Below are 16,964 nucleotides of genomic sequence, written 5' to 3'. Positions count from 1 at the left end.
TTGCCCGAGCCCTGCTGACCTAGCGTCAGAGCAGAAGGAGCCGCCCGATCCGAACCGGACGAACGGCGGCCACCCAGGGAGGCAGGGAGGTGGTTCCGGGTGCGAGCCTTCGTGACCGGTGCGGCCGGATTCATCGGGTCCCATCTGTGCGAGCACCTGCTCGCCTGCGGCGACGACGTCGTCGGCGTCGACGCGATGACCGACTACTACGATCCTTCGCGCAAGCGGCGAAACCTCGCGCATCTGCTGGGCCGGGAGCGGTTCACCTTCAGACGCGGTGATGTGCTCGCGCTGCCGCTGGACGAGCTGCTCGCCGACGCGGAGGTCGTCTACCACCTGGCCGGTCAGCCGGGGGTCCGCGCATCCTGGGGCCGCCAGTTCGCTCTCTACCTGGACCGCAACGTCCAGGCGACGCAGTGTGTGCTGGAGTCTGCCCGAGGGGCGCGCCTGTACCGACTGGTCTACGCGTCGAGCTCGTCCGTCTACGGCGACGCCGAGGCATACCCCACCGCCGAGACCCTGTGTCCCAGGCCGGTGTCGCCCTACGGGGTGACCAAGCTCGCGGCCGAGCAACTGTGCGAGCTCTACCGGACCTGCTTCGGGGTCCCGACGGTCTCGCTTCGACTGTTCAGCGTGTACGGACCGCGCCAACGGCCCGACATGGCGTTCGCCCGGCTGATCCGAGCCGCGTTCACCGGCGAACCGTTCCCGCTGCACGGCGACGGTGAGCAGACCCGGGACTTCACCTATGTGCGGGATGTGGTGACCGCCATGCGGCAGGCCGCACTCGGCCCGTGGACCGGTGTCGCCAATGTGGGCGGCGGCCAGCGGGTGACGATGAACCAGGTCATCGCCGAGGTCTCCGAGTTGGCCGCACCCGTGCGGGTGCTCGGAACCCCGGTGCAGGACGGCGACGTACGTCACACCGCGGCTGACATCTCGCTGGCCCGGCAGGCCTTCGGCTATCGGCCGAGCGTGGGCATCAGCGAGGGACTCGCCGCCATGGTTCTGGCCGAACGCGAAGAACGGTGGGCCACGGAGGTAGCCGAACTCGCGGCACATGCGGCGGTGCCGGGATGACGTACTGGCCCGCCGCGCCCGCTCCGGTCGCACCGGCCCATCTGCTCCCGCCGCAGCCGACACCGCCGCGGGTCAAGGTGCTGCACGTGATCACCCGGTTCTGGGCCGGGGCCGGCGGCAACACGCTGCTGACGGCCGTCGGCATGGACCCGCGGGTGTACGAGGTATGGGTCGCCGGGGTGCCCGGAGGCGAACTGTGGGACCGCGCCAGGGCGGCCGGCCTGCGGACTGTCGAGATTCCCGGGTTCCGCGAGGTGCTCGCACCCGCCGACCTGTTCGTTCTGGTCCGGCTGATCCGCTTGATCCGGCGCGAGCGCTTCGCGGTCGTGCACACGCACTCGGCGAAGGGCGGCTTCCTGGGCCGGCTCGCGGCGTGGCTCTGTCGAACTCCGGTTGTGGTGCACACCTTCCACGGGCTCAGTTTCCACGACCACATGCCGCGTGGCCGCCGCGCGGCGTACCGCCGTCTAGAGCAACTGCCCCGCCGTTTCACGGACGCGTTCCTCGCGGTGGCACCGCAGCTGGCCAGGGAGGTCGTGGAACAGCGGCTCGCTCCGCCGGGCGCGGTCCAGGTGGTTCCCTCCGCCGTGGATCTGAGCGGGATCCCGACAGGCTTCGACCGCGACGCCCGCCGGGAACTGGGTGTCCCACGCGGAGTCCCGCTGGTCGGTACGGTGGGCCGGATCGACCATCAGAAGGCGCCGCTGGACTTCGTCCGGATGGCAGCGGCCGTACGGGTCGACCACCCCGATGCCGCATTCGTCATGGTGGGCGGCGGACCGCTGGAGCCGGACGTGCGGCGGTTGGCGGCCGAGTTGGGCGTTGACCTGCGGCTGACCGGGTACCGCCTTGATGCGGCACGACTGGTCGCGGGACTCGACATCTTTGTGGTCTCCTCCCTGTACGAGGGGCTGGGCCGGGCCCTCACCGAGGCCCTGGCCGCCGCCCGTCCGGTGGTGGCCACCTGCGTGAACGGCATCCCCGATCTCGTCGAACCCGGCGCCACCGGCCTGCTGGTGGAGCCCGCAGATCCGGCGGCGCTGGCCCGCGCGGTCGGCTGGCTGCTGGACCACCCGGCCGAGGCCGCTGCGATGGGACGCCAGGGTCGGACCCGGGTCCGGACCACGTTCACCCCGGAAGTCATGTGCGCAGCCGTCGACGCCTGCTACCGGCGACTGCTGGGCCTCGCCGACCTGCGCCCACCCCCAGGCCCACCGGACGGCGACCGCAACCCCGCCGTCGCGGGTGCGTCATCACTGCCGCGTGGGTTCCTCGGGGTAGTGCGCGGTGGGGTGGTATGAGCAGCCATCCGCCGCGTGACGCAGGGGCGGCCTCAGCGGACCCAGTCACGACGGTAGGTGCGTTGGTCGCCTCGGGTAGAGAACAACCAACGCCGACCGTGGCGGTCTCTCAGCCGCTGATCGAGAAGCTCTGGCCGTAGACCTGCCAGTTCAGCGGAGTGGTGAGGTCGAAGTTGCCGTTGTCGAGGAAAACCTGTTGCTCGGTGTCGATGCGGCTGGTGTCGCTGTGCGCCGCCTCCTTCCGCATCTCGACCCGTCGCGCCTCCAGGAATGCGTTGAGGTAGGCCGTCTCGTCGCCGCCCTGCGCGGGCGTCTGGACCTGGTTGAGAGCGGTGTCACGAATCGCGCTCAAGCCGTCTGGGCCGTGCATGACGGCAGCGTCGTAGTAGATGAACTGCCCGAGCGTGCTCAGCCCGTCCGCCTTGGCCTGCTGGACGGCCGGGTCGAAGTACACCCGGTCGCGCTCGGCGTCCTGCGCCTGTTGGAACACCGGGTCGGCGGCGGCAGTGGCCCAGTCGGTGGTGAAGTTGGGATCCAGACCATCGTGCGAGGCGGTGCCGTTGACCTGGCGCAGGGCGGAAAGGTACTTGGCGAGCACGTTGTCGGGTTCCGCTGCCGTGTACGCCTGGACCAGGTCAAGCATGTCCCCGGTGCCGGAGCAGAAGCCGATGATCCCGGCCGTGTAGCCGCGCCCGTCCCCGATGTCCTCTATGTACGTGTACTGCGCCCTCCAGTCGAGCGAGGAATTCTCCGCACTGGACACCAACTGCATCGCGATGTCCTTCTTCTGCGGGTCGTCCAGCCCGGTGGAGGCGGCGCTCACCGTGGCCCTGCCGGTCTGCGCGGTGGACACCGCGGCGGAGGCCTGGCCGGCGGTGGCCAGCGCGGTGGAGGCCGGCAGCACGACGAGCAGCGCCACGAGGGCCAGCCGAGGTGCTGTGCGGACCTGCGACCGCGCTCCAGTCGATTTGATCTTCATATGGTCTCCGCCTTCGAGAGGGTACGCGAGCCGTCCTGGTGGCCGGAGCCCTGCTGCGCCATCTGTGGCGGTGGGGCCAACTCCGGTGCCGTCAGGGTCGACTGGCAGACGCACGGACGCACCGCGCCGATTGTTAGGAAGCTTTCCTTACTTGATTACGTTCTCATTCTCGCCCCATCCATGACAAGGGCGTAGAGCCGTCAATCGCGGGAGTGCCTCGCAGCGGGGTGGGGCCCGGACGCGGGGAACTCCACCGCATCGTGCCCGGAAGGTGTCTGACACCAGGTCCAGGGATCTGCCGGCGCCGAGCGCGGGGCTGCTCGTCCTGCCCGACGCCGCCCTCGGCGGCTACCTCGCCGACCACAGCAAGGTGCACCTCGCCGCCGCCCTCACCGAGGACGGCCCTGCTCGCCGGGCAGCGGGCCACGTCCTCGCCGCCCGCCACCACCTGGCCTTCTGCCGAACCCTGAGTTGACGCTCAGGACACGCTCGGCGCCCATGCCTCCTGCTGCCGGCGCAGCGAGTTGAGCCGAGGCGATCGAGGGCGAGAATGCCGACATGGGCCAAGAAGAGTCAGACTCGCAGAAGACCTATCAGGCAAGTCCACTCAGCCAGGCGTAGGCCGCCTCTCTGTTGTTGTGTTCTATGTTCGTGTGGTCTTCCGGCTCCAGGAAGTGCGCCTTTATGCCGGGGACGTGGGCGGCGAGCCAGTGGCCGTTTGCGACGGGGACTGCTCGGTCGCGGGCTCCGTGCCACAGCTGAACCGGGACGTCGACGGAGGTCAGGTCGCAGCCCCAAGGTGTGAGGATCGCTGCCCAGTCGTCCCACCAGCCGTCGTCGCCCTGGGTCAGGCAATCGCGTTGCACCGCCGCGAGGTGACACGCCACCTCCCAGCTCCGGGCGTCGTCCGTGCCGGCCGCGTCGCCCCAGCGGGCCATCCAGCCCTCCGGCGTGCCAAGGGTGGCGAACTGGCGGGCCGCGTCCTGACGCCAGATCTCCCGTGCGGTCGGGCGATCGGTGAAGAACAGGTCCACCTCGCGGCGGGACTCCTGCGGCCAGTCCCCGCAGATGTCCAGGCCCGGCGATCCGTACGGCGCGAAGCAGGCGAAGACTGCCGCGCCGGTGACCAGGTCAGGTAGTAGAGCGGCGCAGGCAAGCGCGTAGGAGCCGCCGCCGGAGAAGCCCCACACCCCGAGCCGTTCGATCCCCAACTCTCCGGCGACACACCGGACGTCGCTGATCGCGTCGGCGATCCGCCGGTCCAGGCGACGTGGCCGGCCTCCGTACCCCGGGCGGTCGTAGCTGAGCAACCTCAGGCCGAACTCCCGCGCCGCCAGCTCCGCGTCCGGCCGGAACAGCCGCCGCGACCCCGGACTCCCAGCGTGCACGAGCAACGGCTTCCCGTCCGGTTCGCCGAACTCCTCGACTCTGATGAGTTCCCCAGCCGCGCCTCGCATGACATGCGTCGCGGTCTCCACGGCGACGGATACTACGACCGCGTGCTGCGCTCTGTCGCGCCGATATCTGCTAGCCCAGCTCCCGGGGCTTCGCATCGGAGATCATCCCAGACAAGACGGGCCTCATCCCATAGGGGCAAAGGTCGGCCAATGCGGCACTAGCCACCAAGTATTGCTGCCCCTGATCACGTGACCTCCGATCGCCTGGGCTCGCTTTTGAACATGTTCAACTCTCTGCGCTAGGCTCATCCCGATGCACTGAGGGGGAGCTTGATGAAGGTAGTGATACCCGGGGGAACCGGGCAGGTGGGCACGATCTTGAACCGCGCACTGACCGCCGCAGGCCATGAGGTCGCGATCCTGACCAGACGGCCGGTGCGCGAGCGTGAAGTCCGCTGGGACGGCGCGACCCTGGGGCCCTGGGCTGAGGTGATCGATGGCAGCGATGTGGTGATCAACCTCGCTGGACGCAGCGTCAGTTGCCGCTACACCGCGGCCAATCTGCAGGCCATGATGGACTCGCGCGTGCACTCGACCCAAGTGGTGGGCGAGGCGATCGCGGCCGTCGCCCGGCCTCCCCGGGTCTGGCTGCAAATGAGCACAGCCACCATCTACGCACACCGCTTCGACGCACCCAACGATGAGGCGACCGGCGTGATCGGCGGCACTGAACCCGGAATCCCGGACTACTGGGCCTACAGCGTCGAGATCGCCAAAGCCTGGGAACGCGCGCAGGGGCAAGCCAAAACGCCGCACACCCGCAAGGTCGCCCTACGCTCAGCCATGGTGATGAGCCCTGATCGCGGCGGCGTCTTCGACGTCCTCCTGCGGCTGGCCCGGCTCGGTCTTGGTGGCCCAGTCGCGGGCGGAGCGCAATATGTGTCCTGGATCCACGACCACGACTTCGTCAACGCCATCGAGTTCCTCGCCGACCGGGACGATCTCACCGGGCCGGTTAACCTCGCTGCTCCCGGTCCTGTCCCGCAGCGCACGTTCATGCGCGCGCTGCGCGGCGCCTGGGGCGTCCCGGCGGGCCTGCCCGCAACGAAGTGGATGGCCGAACTCGGCGCGTTCGCACTGCGCTCGGACGCCGAACTCCTGCTCAAAAGCCGCCGCGTCGTCCCCACGCGCCTGCTGGAGGCGGGCTTCGCCTTCGACCACACCCAGTGGCCACAGGCCGCCCATGACCTCACGCGACGTGTGCGCGCTTACCGAGGCCTCACCAAGTAAAGGCACGCCACGAGCAGGCCTCCGCCCGAGGAGCCCGAGTAGGCACTTCGAATATTCGACTCCGCCAGTCCACAATTCACAAGACGCGAAAGGGCGGAGATGACGACCACGCCGGACCACGAATCGCCCGCACGTCCGGCCCCTCCAACTCCACCACGGCCCGGACGCCACGCTCTGCGGGCAGCCTCGGAGGTGATCAAGGAGATCGTCCTGGACACCGTTGGCGAAGTCCTTGTGCAGGTGCTGAGTTGCCTGCTTCTGGCTGCCCTCGCCGCGGGAGTCTTCTGGAGCTGGCAGCGCAGCAGCCGCGTGCTCGCTTCCGGTGCCCTCGTCCTGTTGGCGATCGGTGCTGTCGCTACGATCACCCGCTGGAGACACCCTGGACCGCTTCGACTACGACAGCTGGGCGTGACGCTGTTGATCGTCCTGCTCCTGCTGGGCCTGTGGTTCCTCCTCTACGGAAGCAACTGCGGATGCCTGCCAACTTGAACCCAGCCGCAAACGACTGGGCTTGGAGGTAGGGCGCTGCTGGCCGCTGCGTGGCCTCCTCCGTCTGAGCCACCTACGGGGTGGCTGGGACGCGTGACTCACGCCCCGCGATCCACGGGGCTTCGCCCTCAGCTGTCCTGTCTCATCGAGCAGGTGACGCTGTCCACCGCCGTACCCGGCTTGGGCGATCAGTCGTCGAGGACGGCGAGTTCGAGTTGGCAGAGGCGGCCCGGTTCCGCGATCACGTCGATTTCGGTGATCAGGCCATCTGTGATGGTGAAGGTCAGGACCAGGAACAGTCGTCCGAGCGGGGCCATCGCGAGCCCGACCGCTCCGTTGATCAGTGCCGGTTGGGTGGACTGGGCCCGTTGCATGGCGGCCATCGCGCCCTTGGCCACTGGGTGGGCGCCGCTGACGCAGATGGGTTCGGGGGTGGGGACGACCCACTTGTCGGCTCGCAGGACCACGTCGGGGTGGAGCAGTGTGACCAGCGCGTCGAAGTCGCCGCCGCGGGTGGCGGCCAGGAAGGCGTCGACGACTCGACGCCGGCGGGCCAGATCGGCGTCGGGCACCGGCGTGCCTCCTCTTACCCGGCGGCGGGCGCGGCTCGCGAGTTGCCTCGTCGCGGCCGGGGTCTTCTCGATCACCGGGGCGATCTCGTCGAAGGGCACGGCGAACATGTCGTGCAGCACGAAGGCGAGTCGCTCCGAGGGTGCCAGCCTGTCGAGCACGACAAGGAGCGCAAGGCCCACCGAGTCGGCCATCAACGCCTCCTGCTCGGGGTCGGCCCCGGACCCGTGGTCAAGGACCGGGTCAGACACGTCGAGCGGGTCCTCGCGCCGATTCTCGCGTGAGCGCAGCATGTTGAGGCACACGCGCGCGACCACTGTGGTCAGCCACCCGCCGAAGTTCTCAACGTTGCCGGTGTCGGCGCGATCGATGCGCAGCCAGGCGTCCTGCAGGGCGTCGTCGGCCTCGCTGAGCGAGCCGAGCATCCGATAGGCGACTGCCCGCAGTTGGGGACGCCGTTCCTCGAAACGCGCTGTCAGCCGGTCGTGATCGGTCACGCTGTCACATTCCTTGGTTGCCGGGGGTCATAGCAGCAGAAGCAGATACGCAAGATCGAGTTGAACGTACCGGGGGGCAGGCTCCCGTACCGTGCGAATGAGGAGAGAAGTCATGACGTCAACGATCCTGGTCACCGGTGGTACGGGCACCCTGGGAGGGCATGTTGTCTCGCTGCTGCGCGAGGCCGGGCGCAACGTACGGGTCCTCAGCCGGCACCGCCGCGAGTCCGCAGAGAGCGTCGAGTACGTGACCGCTGACCTGCTCAGCGGCGAGGGGGTCGAGTCGGCGGTGGCCGGAGTCGAGACCGTGCTGCACCTCGCGGGCGGCCCCAAGGGTGACGACCGGGCCACCGGGAACCTGGTGGAGGCCGCGGCGCGAGCCGGGGTGAAGCACATCGTGTACATCTCGGTGATCGGGGCGGACACGATGCCGATCGATTGGTTCCGGGCCAAGTTGGGTGCGGAGCGCGCCATAGCAGAGTGCGGCATTCCATGGACGACGTTGCGTGCCGCCCAGTTCCACGACCTGGTCCTGGACACGGTGGGGAAGATGGCGAAGATGCCGGTGGTGCCCTGCCCGGGCGGCCTGCGGTTCCAGCCGGTCGACTCGCGAGACGTGGCGGCCCGGCTCGTGGAACTGACGCTCGGCCAGCCAGCAGGCCTGGTGCCGGACCTGGTGGGGCCGACGGTCTACACGATGGCGGACCTGGCCCGCGGATACCTGGGCGCGCGCGGCAAGCGCCGCCCGATGCTGCCGGTCCGGATGCCCGGAAAGGTAGGCCGCGCCTACCGGGCCGCCGACAACCTGTCTCTCGATGGGGTGCTTGAGGGCAAGCGGACCTGGGAGGATTTCCTGGTCGAGCGGGTGAGCCAGTAGCGCACAGGGGTTGCTTGGGGTGGGATCGATCCGGTTCGTGCGATCGCGGGGCGTGTGACTCAAGTACCGGCGCGGACCGTTCACCGACGAGATCCTCAAGCGACGCGAAGACATCATGCGCGCCGTATGCGCCGACTTCGATACCGAACTCGTCGAGTTCGGCCGGCTGCCCGCTGGGGTCAGGCCGTGACGGACGAGTGCGGCAGCGGCTCGGGCTGGGGTTCCGGGCTGGGCGTAGCGGCGGTGGCGAGTGCGTCCGGGTGGGTCTTCGCCCAGAGCACGAGGCCGATGTAGAGGAGGTCGAACACGCTGCAGAGGACGCCGATGCCGAGAACGAAGGCCGAGTGGTCGAGCACGCCGATCAAGATGGTGGGCGCAAGGGTACCGAGCCATTTCGCGACGGCGATGGTGAGGGTCTGCCCGCGCAGGCTCCGCCGCGCGATGAGCATCGCGATGAACAGGACCGACATCAGCAGGTTCTGCAGGAAGGCCGAGTAACGGGCGCCCTCGTTTGTGCCGAACTGCGCGATGAACAGCCACTGCACCGCATAGGACGTGACGAACAGCAGCACGCCCCAGGCGGTGAAGAGGGGCCGCGACACGAAGCGCGGGAACTCGGCGCGGCCGAAGGCGAAGAAGGTGTACACGATGACGAGGTCCGCCAGTGCCCAGGCGAGGTTGACCACGCCCTGCGGCGACAGGCCGCCCAGCAGGTCGTGTACCGCGTAGGTGGACTCCCAGGCGAAGTTGAGGCCCAGCGCGGCCATGGGTATCGCATAGGTCCGGTCGCGGAACCCGATCCTGATCGCGCTGATGTAGACGATCGTCCAGGCTATGCCGCTGACGGCGGTCAAGAACGGGTCCATGAGGAATCTCCGGGTCGAGGGGTGGCACGGTAGCGGCGGATGAGATCGCTCACCGCGCCGCGCAGCCATTGCGGATCACGCGCCGGGTCGGGCGCGAGGGCGGTGAGCACGAGGCCCTGCATCGCGGCGGTCACGGTCAGCGCCGCGGCTTCCGAGCCGACATAGGGCTCCAGGAGGCGGGCGAGCCGCTGGTCCAGGAGTCGCTTGACCGGACCGAGTTCCGGATCGTGGCCGGCCGCGAGGATCATCTCGAAGACGGCGATCGCGTCGGTGCGCCGATCGGCGACCAGATGCGCGGTGAAGTCCCCGCACAACTCCGGCAGGGCGTCGGGTTGCGAAGCGGTACGGGTGACGAGAGCGAGGAACTCCAGTCCGATCCTTGACCCGGCGTGTTCGAAGGTCGCCTGGCGCAGGTCATCGATCGAGGGGTAGTGGTAGGTGACGGAGGCGAGCGACACGGCGGCACCGGCGGCGACGGCGCGGTGCGTGAGCGCGCCCGCCCCTTGTTCGCCGACGATGCGGACGGCGGCGTCCAGCAGCAGTGTCTTGCGGGCTTCGCCGCGCGCGAGACGCCCGTCAGCCGCCTTGGTCATCGTCCCTCCTTGATCTATCCGGTACAGATGTACTGCTAACTTACGGTACCAATGTACCGCTACTTTGCCGCGAATCTCCCCTCCGCGAGGTGGGATTTTCCCTCAGCGGCAAAGTGCGGCGGGAGGGCCGCTACCGGCAGGTCGGCCGAATCCGCGGACGCCCGGATCCGCGGACGCCCGGGCGATCCGAAGGCACCCGTGCCCAGGCCGGCCGAGCGTCTCCAGTGGGCCAGCACAGGGCGGACCCGCCGAACGAGTTGGTTGTCAGTCGCCGTTCGTCGGGGGAGTGGGTGTGTTGGGTTCGCCGGGCGGGCTCTGATCGGCCTGGTCGGTGGAGTCCTCGGGGACCCCGGGCCCCGACGCTGACGGAAGGTCATCGTGCTGGGCGCGGCGTCGGCGGCGTGCCAGGTGACGGACGGCCAGGGCGAGGGCCAGTGCGGCCAGGGCGGCGAGCACGTACAGCTGGTAGCGGGTGACCTGGGCGTAGATCGGGCCGATGTTCGAGCCTGCGGCGTATCCCAGGGCCGACCAGGTGCCGACCCACAGGGCGGCGCCCAGGGCGTTGTAGACGGCGAAGCGGCGCCAGGGCATGTCGGTGGTGCCGGCCAGCGCGCCGCCGGTCTGGCGCAGGACGTCGAGGAAGCGGGCGAAGGTGACGACCTTTGCGCCGTTGCGGGTGAAGAAGTCCTCGGCCTTGGCGAATCGGTCCGGCGGCAGCAACACGTATCGGCCGAAGCGATGGATGAAGGCGCGGCCGCCGGTGCGTCCGATCAGGTAGCCGGCCACGCCGCCGGCCGTCGCGGCCACCAGTGCGACCAGGGCCACGACGACAATGTTCAGGCGCCCCGCTCCGGCATACACGGAGGCGGCGATCAGGATGGTCTGGCCCGGCACGGGCACCAGGGCGTTGTCCAGGAAGACCAGGAGACCCACTGCGGCATAGCCCCAGTGCTGCAGCAGCGGGGCCAGAGTGGCCAGTGGACCGGGAAGCGGGGTCGTCACGACGTCCCTCCCGACATCCGGCGGTGAGCGCCCTCGTCGGTGGCGACGGCCGCTCTGCCAGGCGCGGTGCGCCGCTGCGCGGCGGAGCCCATGGGATGTGGCGTGCGGTGGTTCACTGCGTCTGTCCTCGATCCGGGCGATGGTGGCTCGACCGCAGCAGGCAGCCCGGCGTCAGACGAGGCGGTGCGAGGGAGGCTGCCCCTGACAGGCGACGTGGAGGACGGTCTCACGTTGCCGGTTGCCGACGATGGACATCAGCGGGCTGACCAGACCGGGCACCGGGGCTGGTGGGTAGTCAGGATCACCACTGTGTCGCCTTGCAGGTGCCGCTCCCGCTGGGGCTGGCAGCAGGGGGAGTCGGTGGGCGCGGCGGCAAGGGGCGCGGGGTCGACCGGTGCGGGGAATACATCGGGGACCAGGTCCTCGGGGGCCGGCTCCTCTCCGAACGCAGCGATGGGGGCGGCCGGCTGCGGGGTCAGGTTCCTGGCGCGGCGGCGGATTCGGCGTCCTCGGGGCATGTGACAAGGATGCGCAAGACGGGCCGTCAGGTGTGTGATGCCGGTGGGCTCCGCGCGTGTCGCCGCGCGGTGGGCCGGTCGAGCGACGCGTTCGGCAGCGGCAACCGGGTGCTCGGGGCGGCCCTGGGCGACCTCGCCGCACATCACCCTGGTGAGCCCGTTTGCTGCACGCATCTTGACGGTCCGTCGGTACGGGTGCCTCAATATGGACGAGCCATTACAACGTTGTAGTAGCCCGAGTACCCGAGTAGCCCGAGTACCCGAGTAGCCCGAGTGCCCGAGTAGCCCGAGTGGCCCCGTGCCCACAGCCGCCACGCCCCGTGCTGCGGCCGCGCAGCTCAGGCAGCATGCGCTGCACCCTGTGATCCGCGCTCCCCACACCTCCATCGACGCCCCCCACCCAGCCGCCGCCCTGCCCAGCGAGGAAGGCCACCCATGTCCTCCCCCTTACCGCACGAGCCGCACTCCTCCCACTGGCCACCGGCCGAGCCGGCGGACCCCTGCCGCACCGCCTCGCGTCGCGACCTGTTGCGCTGGACCGCCCTGACCGCGCTGACTGCTGGTGCGGCAGGCGTCCTGCCCTCTTCCGCCCGGGCGGCCACCCGGACCAGCGCCGTTCCGGCCGCCAGTACGTTCAGCCCGCTTCGCCCTCCAGCCACGCCGCTGGCGGTCCGCTCTCCGTACCTGAGCGTCTGGCAGGCTTCGGACACGCTGACCGGCACGTGGGCATCGTTCTGGAACGGGCGGACCACGGCGTTCTGCGGGATCGCCCGGATCGACGGCGCGAGCTACACCTTCGCCGGAGCACCGTCCAGCGCGGTCGTGCCCAACACCATGACGCAGGTATCGCTGCAGGTCACCGCCACCCGTTCGATTTACACCCTCAGCGGGGGCGGGGTCACCCTGACGGTCACCTTCTTCTCTCCGGTGGACCTGGGAAATCTGCAGCGCCAGTGCCTGCCGTTCAGCTATGTCACCATGCAGGCCGCCAGCGCCGACGGCGGCTCCCACACGGTGGATCTGCACCTGGACATCTCCGCCGAGTGGGCGCACGGCGACGACAGCCAACTGGTCACCTGGTCGAAGACGACGACCCCTGCGGGGAGCCTCGCGCTGAGCTTCACCCCGAACAGCCCCACCGTGCTGTCCGAGTACGGGGACCAGGCATCCTGGGGAACCGTGGTGTTCGCGACGCCGAGCGCGAGCGGACTCAGCTGGCAGATCGGCCAGGACACCGTGGTACGCGGCGCGACGGTGGGCCAGGGCGCGCTCGCGAACACCGCCGACAGCGGGCCGCCCCGGGCCATCGACAACGCCTGGCCCGTCCTGGGCCTGAACCGCAACCTGGGCACGGTCACCGCCGGCGCCGCCTCGGCGCAGTTCCAGATCGCGGTCGGGCACGTACGGAGCCCTGCGGTCAGCTACCTCGGCACCAACCTCCCCGCCTGGTGGACCAACTACTGGAGCTCCTGGCCCGGCATGCTGGACTGGTTCTTCAGCGACTACCCCGGTGCGCTGAGTGCGGCGACCGCGCTGGACCAGCAGATCCAGAACGCGGCCACGGCAGCCGGTGGCGCGGCCGGCCCGAACTACGCGGCGCTGTGCGTACTGGCACTGCGTCAGGCCGTCGCCGGCACCGAACTGGTGAACCGGAACGGGGCCCCGTGGGTGTTCCTCAAGGAGATCTCCTCGGACGGCAACGTCTCCACGGTGGACGTCACCTACCCCGCGTTCCCGGCCTACCTCTACCTCTCGCCCGCCTACCTGCAACTGCTGCTGGAGCCGTTGCTGCAGTACCCCGCGGACACCAACCGGCCCGCCAGCGAGCCCTTCGCGCAGCACGACATGGGCTGGCACTACCCCAACGCGTCCGGTCCGCCCAGCGCCGACACGGAGGCCATGCCCGTCGAGGAGACGGGCAACATGCTGATCATGGTGGCAGCCCTGGTCCAGCGGCTGCCCTCGGCGGGCGGCACCGCCTTCGCCCAGGCCCACTACCCTCTCCTGCGGCAATGGGCGGAGTACCTGGTCGCCAACACCCTGGACCCCGTCTACCAGAACACGACCGACGACTTCAACGGGGAGATCGCCCACAGCACCAACCTCGCCCTCAAGGGCATGGTCGGCATCGGCGCGATGAGCGTCATCGCGGCCGCCGCAGGCAACACAGCTGACTCCGGCCACTACCGCTCGCTCGCCTTCGGGTACATCAGCCAGTGGGTGAGCAAGTCCCAGGACTCCTCCGGGACCCATCAAAAGCTCGCCTACGACCAGGACGGCACCTGGTCCCTGAAGTACAACGGGTTCCCCGACCGGCTGCTGGGGCTGAACCTGATCCCCACCGGCGTCGCCGCCCAGGAAGCGGCCTGGTACCAGGCCAAGGCCATCGCGCCCTACGGCGTCCAACTCGACCCCCGCAACATCTACACCAAGGCCGACTGGGAGATCTGGACAGCCGCCTGGCTCTCCGCGCAGACCGGCGCCCGCGACATGCTCATCAACGGCGTCTACAACTTCGCCAACGCCACCGCGACGCGGGTGCCGTTCACCGACTTCTACGACGTGCCCACCGCCGCCCGGCAGGGCTTCGCCGACCGCCCGGTCGTCGGCGGCGTCTTCGCCCTGCTGCTTCCCCCGGCCGCCGACACCGTCACCTGGCACCGCATCCAGAACCAGAACTCGGGCAAACTCCTGGCCGTCTCGGGCATGTCCCTGGCCGACAGCGCCAACGTCACCCAGTGGAGCGACAACGGCACCGTCGACCACCTGTGGGCGATCGTCGACAACGGCGACGGCACGGTACGGATCGCCAACCGCAACAGCGGCAAGGTGCTCGCGGTCAACAACCAGAGCACCGCTGACGGTGCCTTCGTCCAGCAGTACCAGGACAACGGCACCCCGGACCACCTGTGGCGGCTGGTCGACGCCGGCGGTGGCTGGACGAAGATCGCCAACCTGCACAGCGGCAAGGTCCTGGCTGTGAGCGGCATGTCCCTGCAGGACGGTGCCCAGGTCACCCAGTGGAGCGACAACGGGACCACCGACCATCTGTGGCGCTTTGTGTGAACCCACACGTCGCTGCCCGGTCGCCCCGTAGGGTGAGCCGACCGGGCAGGCATCGTTTGGCTGGGAGCCGGTATTCTAACGTTGGAACGATGTCCGGTGGCCACCTCGCGCGCCCTCGGCGTCGCACGACGGGAGGGCCCATTCCATGGTCGCAGAGAGCGCCGGTCCAGTGGCGCCTCGGCTCAAGGACGTAGCCGAGGCTGCCGGGGTCTCGGTGAAGACCGTCTCGAACGTCGTCAACGGCTCCGTCCAGGTGGCGGAGGAGACCCGGGCGCGGGTGCAGCGGGCCATCGACGTCCTGGGCTACCAGCCCAATGTGACGGCGCGCCGGTTGCGGACCGGTCGCAGTGGCGTGATCGCGCTCGCGTTCCCCGAACTGCCGTCCCCGTACTTCGCCGAGCTCGCGGTGGAGGTGATCGCCGCGGCGCGCCGGCACCGGTGCACCGTGCTCATGGACGACACCGGTGGTGACCCCGCGGCGGAGTTGAGGATCGCCTCCGGTCTTGGCGACCCCATGATCGACGGTGTGATCCTCAGCCCGCTGGGCCTGGACCAGGCCGAACTGCTCGCCCGAGGGCGGCAGATCCCGCTGGTCCTGCTGGGAGAGGCCGATCTGGGGCCGGTGGCCGACCGGGTGCACATCGACAACGTTTCGGCGGCCCGTGACATCACCCGGCACCTGGTCGAACAGGGTCACCGCCGGATCGGTGCGATCGGCTGGCAGGACCCCTACCCCAGAGCGACGGCCCAGCAGCGTCTGCTCGGCTACACCCAGGCGCTGGAGGAGGCCGGACAGCCGGTGGACGCGTCGCTGTTCCCTCCGGTGCGCGCCTACTTCCGCCCTGACGGAGCGGCGGCCATGCGCCGCCTGCTGAAGCTTCCCGAGCGACCTGACGCTGTCTTCTGCTTCAACGACCTGCTGGCGCTGGGTGCGATGCGCGCCGCGCACGAGGCCGGTCTGCGTATCCCCGAGGACATCGCGCTGGCCGGCTTCGACGATGTGGAGGAGGCCGAGTACGCGATCCCCTCGCTGACCACGGTGGCGCCGGACAAGCGCCGGATCGCTGAGCTCGCGGTGAACTGCCTGCTGGAGCGGGTCGAGAACGTCTACGACGGACCCAGCCGGATGATCACGCCCGGGTACCGCATCGTGGTGCGCGAGAGCAGCCGTCGCGGCTGAACATCACAACGGCCGATCATCACCGCCGGTCAGCACAGCCGATCAGCACAGCCGGTCGTCACAGCGGGGCGTGACATCGGCAGCCCGTAAGCGACCGGTCAAAGGAGTCGCGGGCCCGGCAGGTGCGGGAAGCGGAACTCGGTGGCGCTGCGGAACGTGGCACCGGGCCGCAGCACCGTGCTGGGGAAGTCGGGCCGGTTCGGCGAGTCGGGGAAGTGCTGGGTCTCCAGGCAGATCGCTCCGTGTCGCTCGTAGGGCTTGCCCGCGGGGCTGCGCAGTGTGCCGTCGAGGGCGTTGCCGGTGTAGACCTGGATGCCCGGTTCGGTGGTCCACACCTCCATGCGGCGGCCGCTGCCCGGGTCCGCGAGCCGGGCGGCGCGGCGCAGCAGGGACTCGGTCGGCGGTTCGGTCAGGACCCAGCAGTGGTCGTAGCCGCCCGCGGCCCGCACCTGCGGATCGTCTTCGGTCATCCGTGTGCCGATCGCGCGCGGTTCGGCGAAGTCGAAGGGCGTTCCGGCAGTGGGCGTCGCCGTGCCGTGCGGGATGGCGTCCGCGGTGACGGGCAGGTAGGCGTCCGCGTCCAGGGCCAGGGTGTGGCCGAGGATGTCACCGGCGCCGGCGCCGGCGAGGTTGAAGTAGGCGTGGTGGGTGAGGTTGACGACGGTGGGCCGGTCGGTGCGGGCGGTGTAGTGCAGACGCAGGTTTCCGTGCCGGTCGAGGGTGTAGGTGACCGAGACGACGAGAGTGCCGGGGAAGCCCATGTCGCCGTGGCGGCTGGTCAACGAGAGCCCGAGTGACACGGCGCCGTTCCGGCCGGCGGGTTCGGGTTGGGCACGCCACACGCGGTGGTGGAACCCCTGCGGGCCGCCGTGCAGCGTGTGTCCGCGGTCGTTGACCGGTAGCCGGTGGCTGTGCCCGTCGAGGCTGAACCGACCCCGGTCGATGCGGTTGGCGTAGCGGCCGATCACGGCGCCGAAGTAGGGGCTGCGCTGGGCGTAGTCCGCAAGAGTCGGCAGCGTCAGCACGACGGAGTCCACCGGTCCTTTGGGGTCGGGCACCTGAAGGCTGTGCAGAGTCGCACCGTAGGTCAGCACCTCGGCGAGGACGCCGCGTCCGTTGTCCAGCGTCCAGCGGTCGACGGCACTGCCGTCGGGAGCCTTGGCGAACGCGGTGCGGTCCAGGGTTGGGCGTGGCATGCGGGTCCTCGGGGTCCTGGGGGTGACGGGATTGGTCCGGGCTGCTGAGGCCCTTGGCGCGCT

The 16,964-nt window shown here is 69.7% G+C and carries 16 protein-coding genes; 8 read left to right on the top strand and 8 right to left on the bottom strand.

What is annotated here, in order from left to right:
- Window positions 1-99 precede the first annotated feature (99 nt).
- Both ABIA33_RS14995 and ABIA33_RS14990 read left to right on the top strand, forming a co-directional pair.
- The gene (locus tag ABIA33_RS14995; protein WP_370081494.1) at window positions 100-1,080 is read left to right on the top strand and encodes an NAD-dependent epimerase/dehydratase family protein; all 981 of its coding nucleotides are present in this window, start codon (window positions 100-102) and stop codon (window positions 1,078-1,080) included.
- Window positions 1,077-2,381 (top strand): glycosyltransferase, encoded by a 1,305-nt coding sequence (locus ABIA33_RS14990; RefSeq protein WP_370081492.1) that lies wholly within the window; start codon window positions 1,077-1,079, stop codon window positions 2,379-2,381. The genes ABIA33_RS14995 and ABIA33_RS14990 overlap by 4 nt, the downstream gene beginning before the upstream one ends.
- A 109-nt stretch (window positions 2,382-2,490) precedes the next feature.
- Here the strand turns inward: ABIA33_RS14990 and ABIA33_RS14985 are convergent, their stop codons facing one another.
- Window positions 2,491-3,360 (bottom strand): chitosanase, encoded by an 870-nt coding sequence (locus tag ABIA33_RS14985; protein WP_370081490.1) that lies wholly within the window; start codon window positions 3,358-3,360, stop codon window positions 2,491-2,493.
- 271 nt (window positions 3,361-3,631) lie between these two features.
- Here ABIA33_RS14985 and ABIA33_RS14980 point away from each other — a divergent pair, with 271 nt between their 5' ends.
- On the top strand, window positions 3,632-3,835 hold the full coding sequence (locus ABIA33_RS14980; RefSeq protein WP_370081488.1) for a hypothetical protein: 204 nt from the start codon (window positions 3,632-3,634) through the stop codon (window positions 3,833-3,835).
- Between the two features lie 118 nt (window positions 3,836-3,953).
- Here the strand turns inward: ABIA33_RS14980 and ABIA33_RS14975 are convergent, their stop codons facing one another.
- Window positions 3,954-4,838, bottom strand: coding sequence for an alpha/beta fold hydrolase (locus tag ABIA33_RS14975; RefSeq protein WP_370081486.1), 885 nt, complete (start codon window positions 4,836-4,838; stop codon window positions 3,954-3,956).
- 252 nt (window positions 4,839-5,090) lie between these two features.
- On the opposite strand from ABIA33_RS14975, the gene ABIA33_RS14970 reads away from it, so the two are divergent.
- Both ABIA33_RS14970 and ABIA33_RS14965 read left to right on the top strand, forming a co-directional pair.
- On the top strand, window positions 5,091-6,047 hold the full coding sequence (locus tag ABIA33_RS14970) for a TIGR01777 family oxidoreductase (protein WP_370081484.1): 957 nt from the start codon (window positions 5,091-5,093) through the stop codon (window positions 6,045-6,047).
- A gap of 192 nt (window positions 6,048-6,239) precedes the next feature.
- Window positions 6,240-6,536 (top strand): hypothetical protein, encoded by a 297-nt coding sequence (locus ABIA33_RS14965; protein WP_370081482.1) that lies wholly within the window; start codon window positions 6,240-6,242, stop codon window positions 6,534-6,536.
- Window positions 6,537-6,724: 188 nt separating this feature from the next.
- Here the strand turns inward: ABIA33_RS14965 and ABIA33_RS14960 are convergent, their stop codons facing one another.
- On the bottom strand, window positions 6,725-7,603 hold the full coding sequence (locus ABIA33_RS14960) for a sigma-70 family RNA polymerase sigma factor (RefSeq protein WP_370081480.1): 879 nt from the start codon (window positions 7,601-7,603) through the stop codon (window positions 6,725-6,727).
- Window positions 7,604-7,715: 112 nt separating this feature from the next.
- Between ABIA33_RS14960 and ABIA33_RS14955 the strand changes: the two genes are divergently transcribed.
- On the top strand, window positions 7,716-8,480 hold the full coding sequence (locus ABIA33_RS14955) for an SDR family oxidoreductase (RefSeq protein ID WP_370081478.1): 765 nt from the start codon (window positions 7,716-7,718) through the stop codon (window positions 8,478-8,480).
- A 179-nt stretch (window positions 8,481-8,659) separates the two neighbouring features.
- Here ABIA33_RS14955 and ABIA33_RS14950 read toward each other — a convergent pair whose 3' ends face one another.
- The 4 genes from ABIA33_RS14950 to ABIA33_RS14935 form a co-directional block, all read right to left on the bottom strand.
- Window positions 8,660-9,346 (bottom strand): hypothetical protein, encoded by a 687-nt coding sequence (locus ABIA33_RS14950; RefSeq protein WP_370081476.1) that lies wholly within the window; start codon window positions 9,344-9,346, stop codon window positions 8,660-8,662.
- Window positions 9,331-9,939 (bottom strand): TetR/AcrR family transcriptional regulator, encoded by a 609-nt coding sequence (locus ABIA33_RS14945; protein WP_370081474.1) that lies wholly within the window; start codon window positions 9,937-9,939, stop codon window positions 9,331-9,333. Before ABIA33_RS14945 ends, ABIA33_RS14950 begins: the two co-directional genes overlap by 16 nt.
- Before the next feature lie 264 nt (window positions 9,940-10,203).
- Window positions 10,204-10,941 carry a DedA family protein gene (locus tag ABIA33_RS14940; RefSeq protein WP_370081472.1) on the bottom strand — a complete coding sequence of 246 codons (738 nt, stop codon included), beginning with the start codon at window positions 10,939-10,941 and terminating at the stop codon, window positions 10,204-10,206.
- A 254-nt stretch (window positions 10,942-11,195) separates the two neighbouring features.
- A complete protein-coding gene (locus tag ABIA33_RS14935) occupies window positions 11,196-11,459 on the bottom strand; it encodes a hypothetical protein (protein WP_370081470.1) in 264 nt (87 codons plus the stop codon).
- Window positions 11,460-11,894: 435 nt separating this feature from the next.
- Between ABIA33_RS14935 and ABIA33_RS14930 the strand changes: the two genes are divergently transcribed.
- Window positions 11,895-14,525, top strand: a complete 2,631-nt coding sequence (locus tag ABIA33_RS14930) for a DUF5127 domain-containing protein (protein ID WP_370081468.1) — start codon at window positions 11,895-11,897, stop codon at window positions 14,523-14,525.
- A gap of 145 nt (window positions 14,526-14,670) precedes the next feature.
- On the top strand, window positions 14,671-15,705 hold the full coding sequence (locus tag ABIA33_RS14925) for a LacI family DNA-binding transcriptional regulator (RefSeq protein WP_370081466.1): 1,035 nt from the start codon (window positions 14,671-14,673) through the stop codon (window positions 15,703-15,705).
- A gap of 98 nt (window positions 15,706-15,803) precedes the next feature.
- On the opposite strand, the gene ABIA33_RS14920 is transcribed toward ABIA33_RS14925, so the two are convergent.
- A complete protein-coding gene (locus ABIA33_RS14920) occupies window positions 15,804-16,901 on the bottom strand; it encodes an aldose epimerase family protein (RefSeq protein ID WP_370081605.1) in 1,098 nt (365 codons plus the stop codon).
- Window positions 16,902-16,964 lie beyond the last annotated feature (63 nt).

It is taken from the genome of Streptacidiphilus sp. MAP12-16, assembly GCF_041262165.1.
Taxonomy (GTDB): Bacteria; Actinomycetota; Actinomycetes; order Streptomycetales; family Streptomycetaceae; genus Streptacidiphilus.
This window is presented reverse-complemented; position numbering and strand designations above follow the sequence as displayed.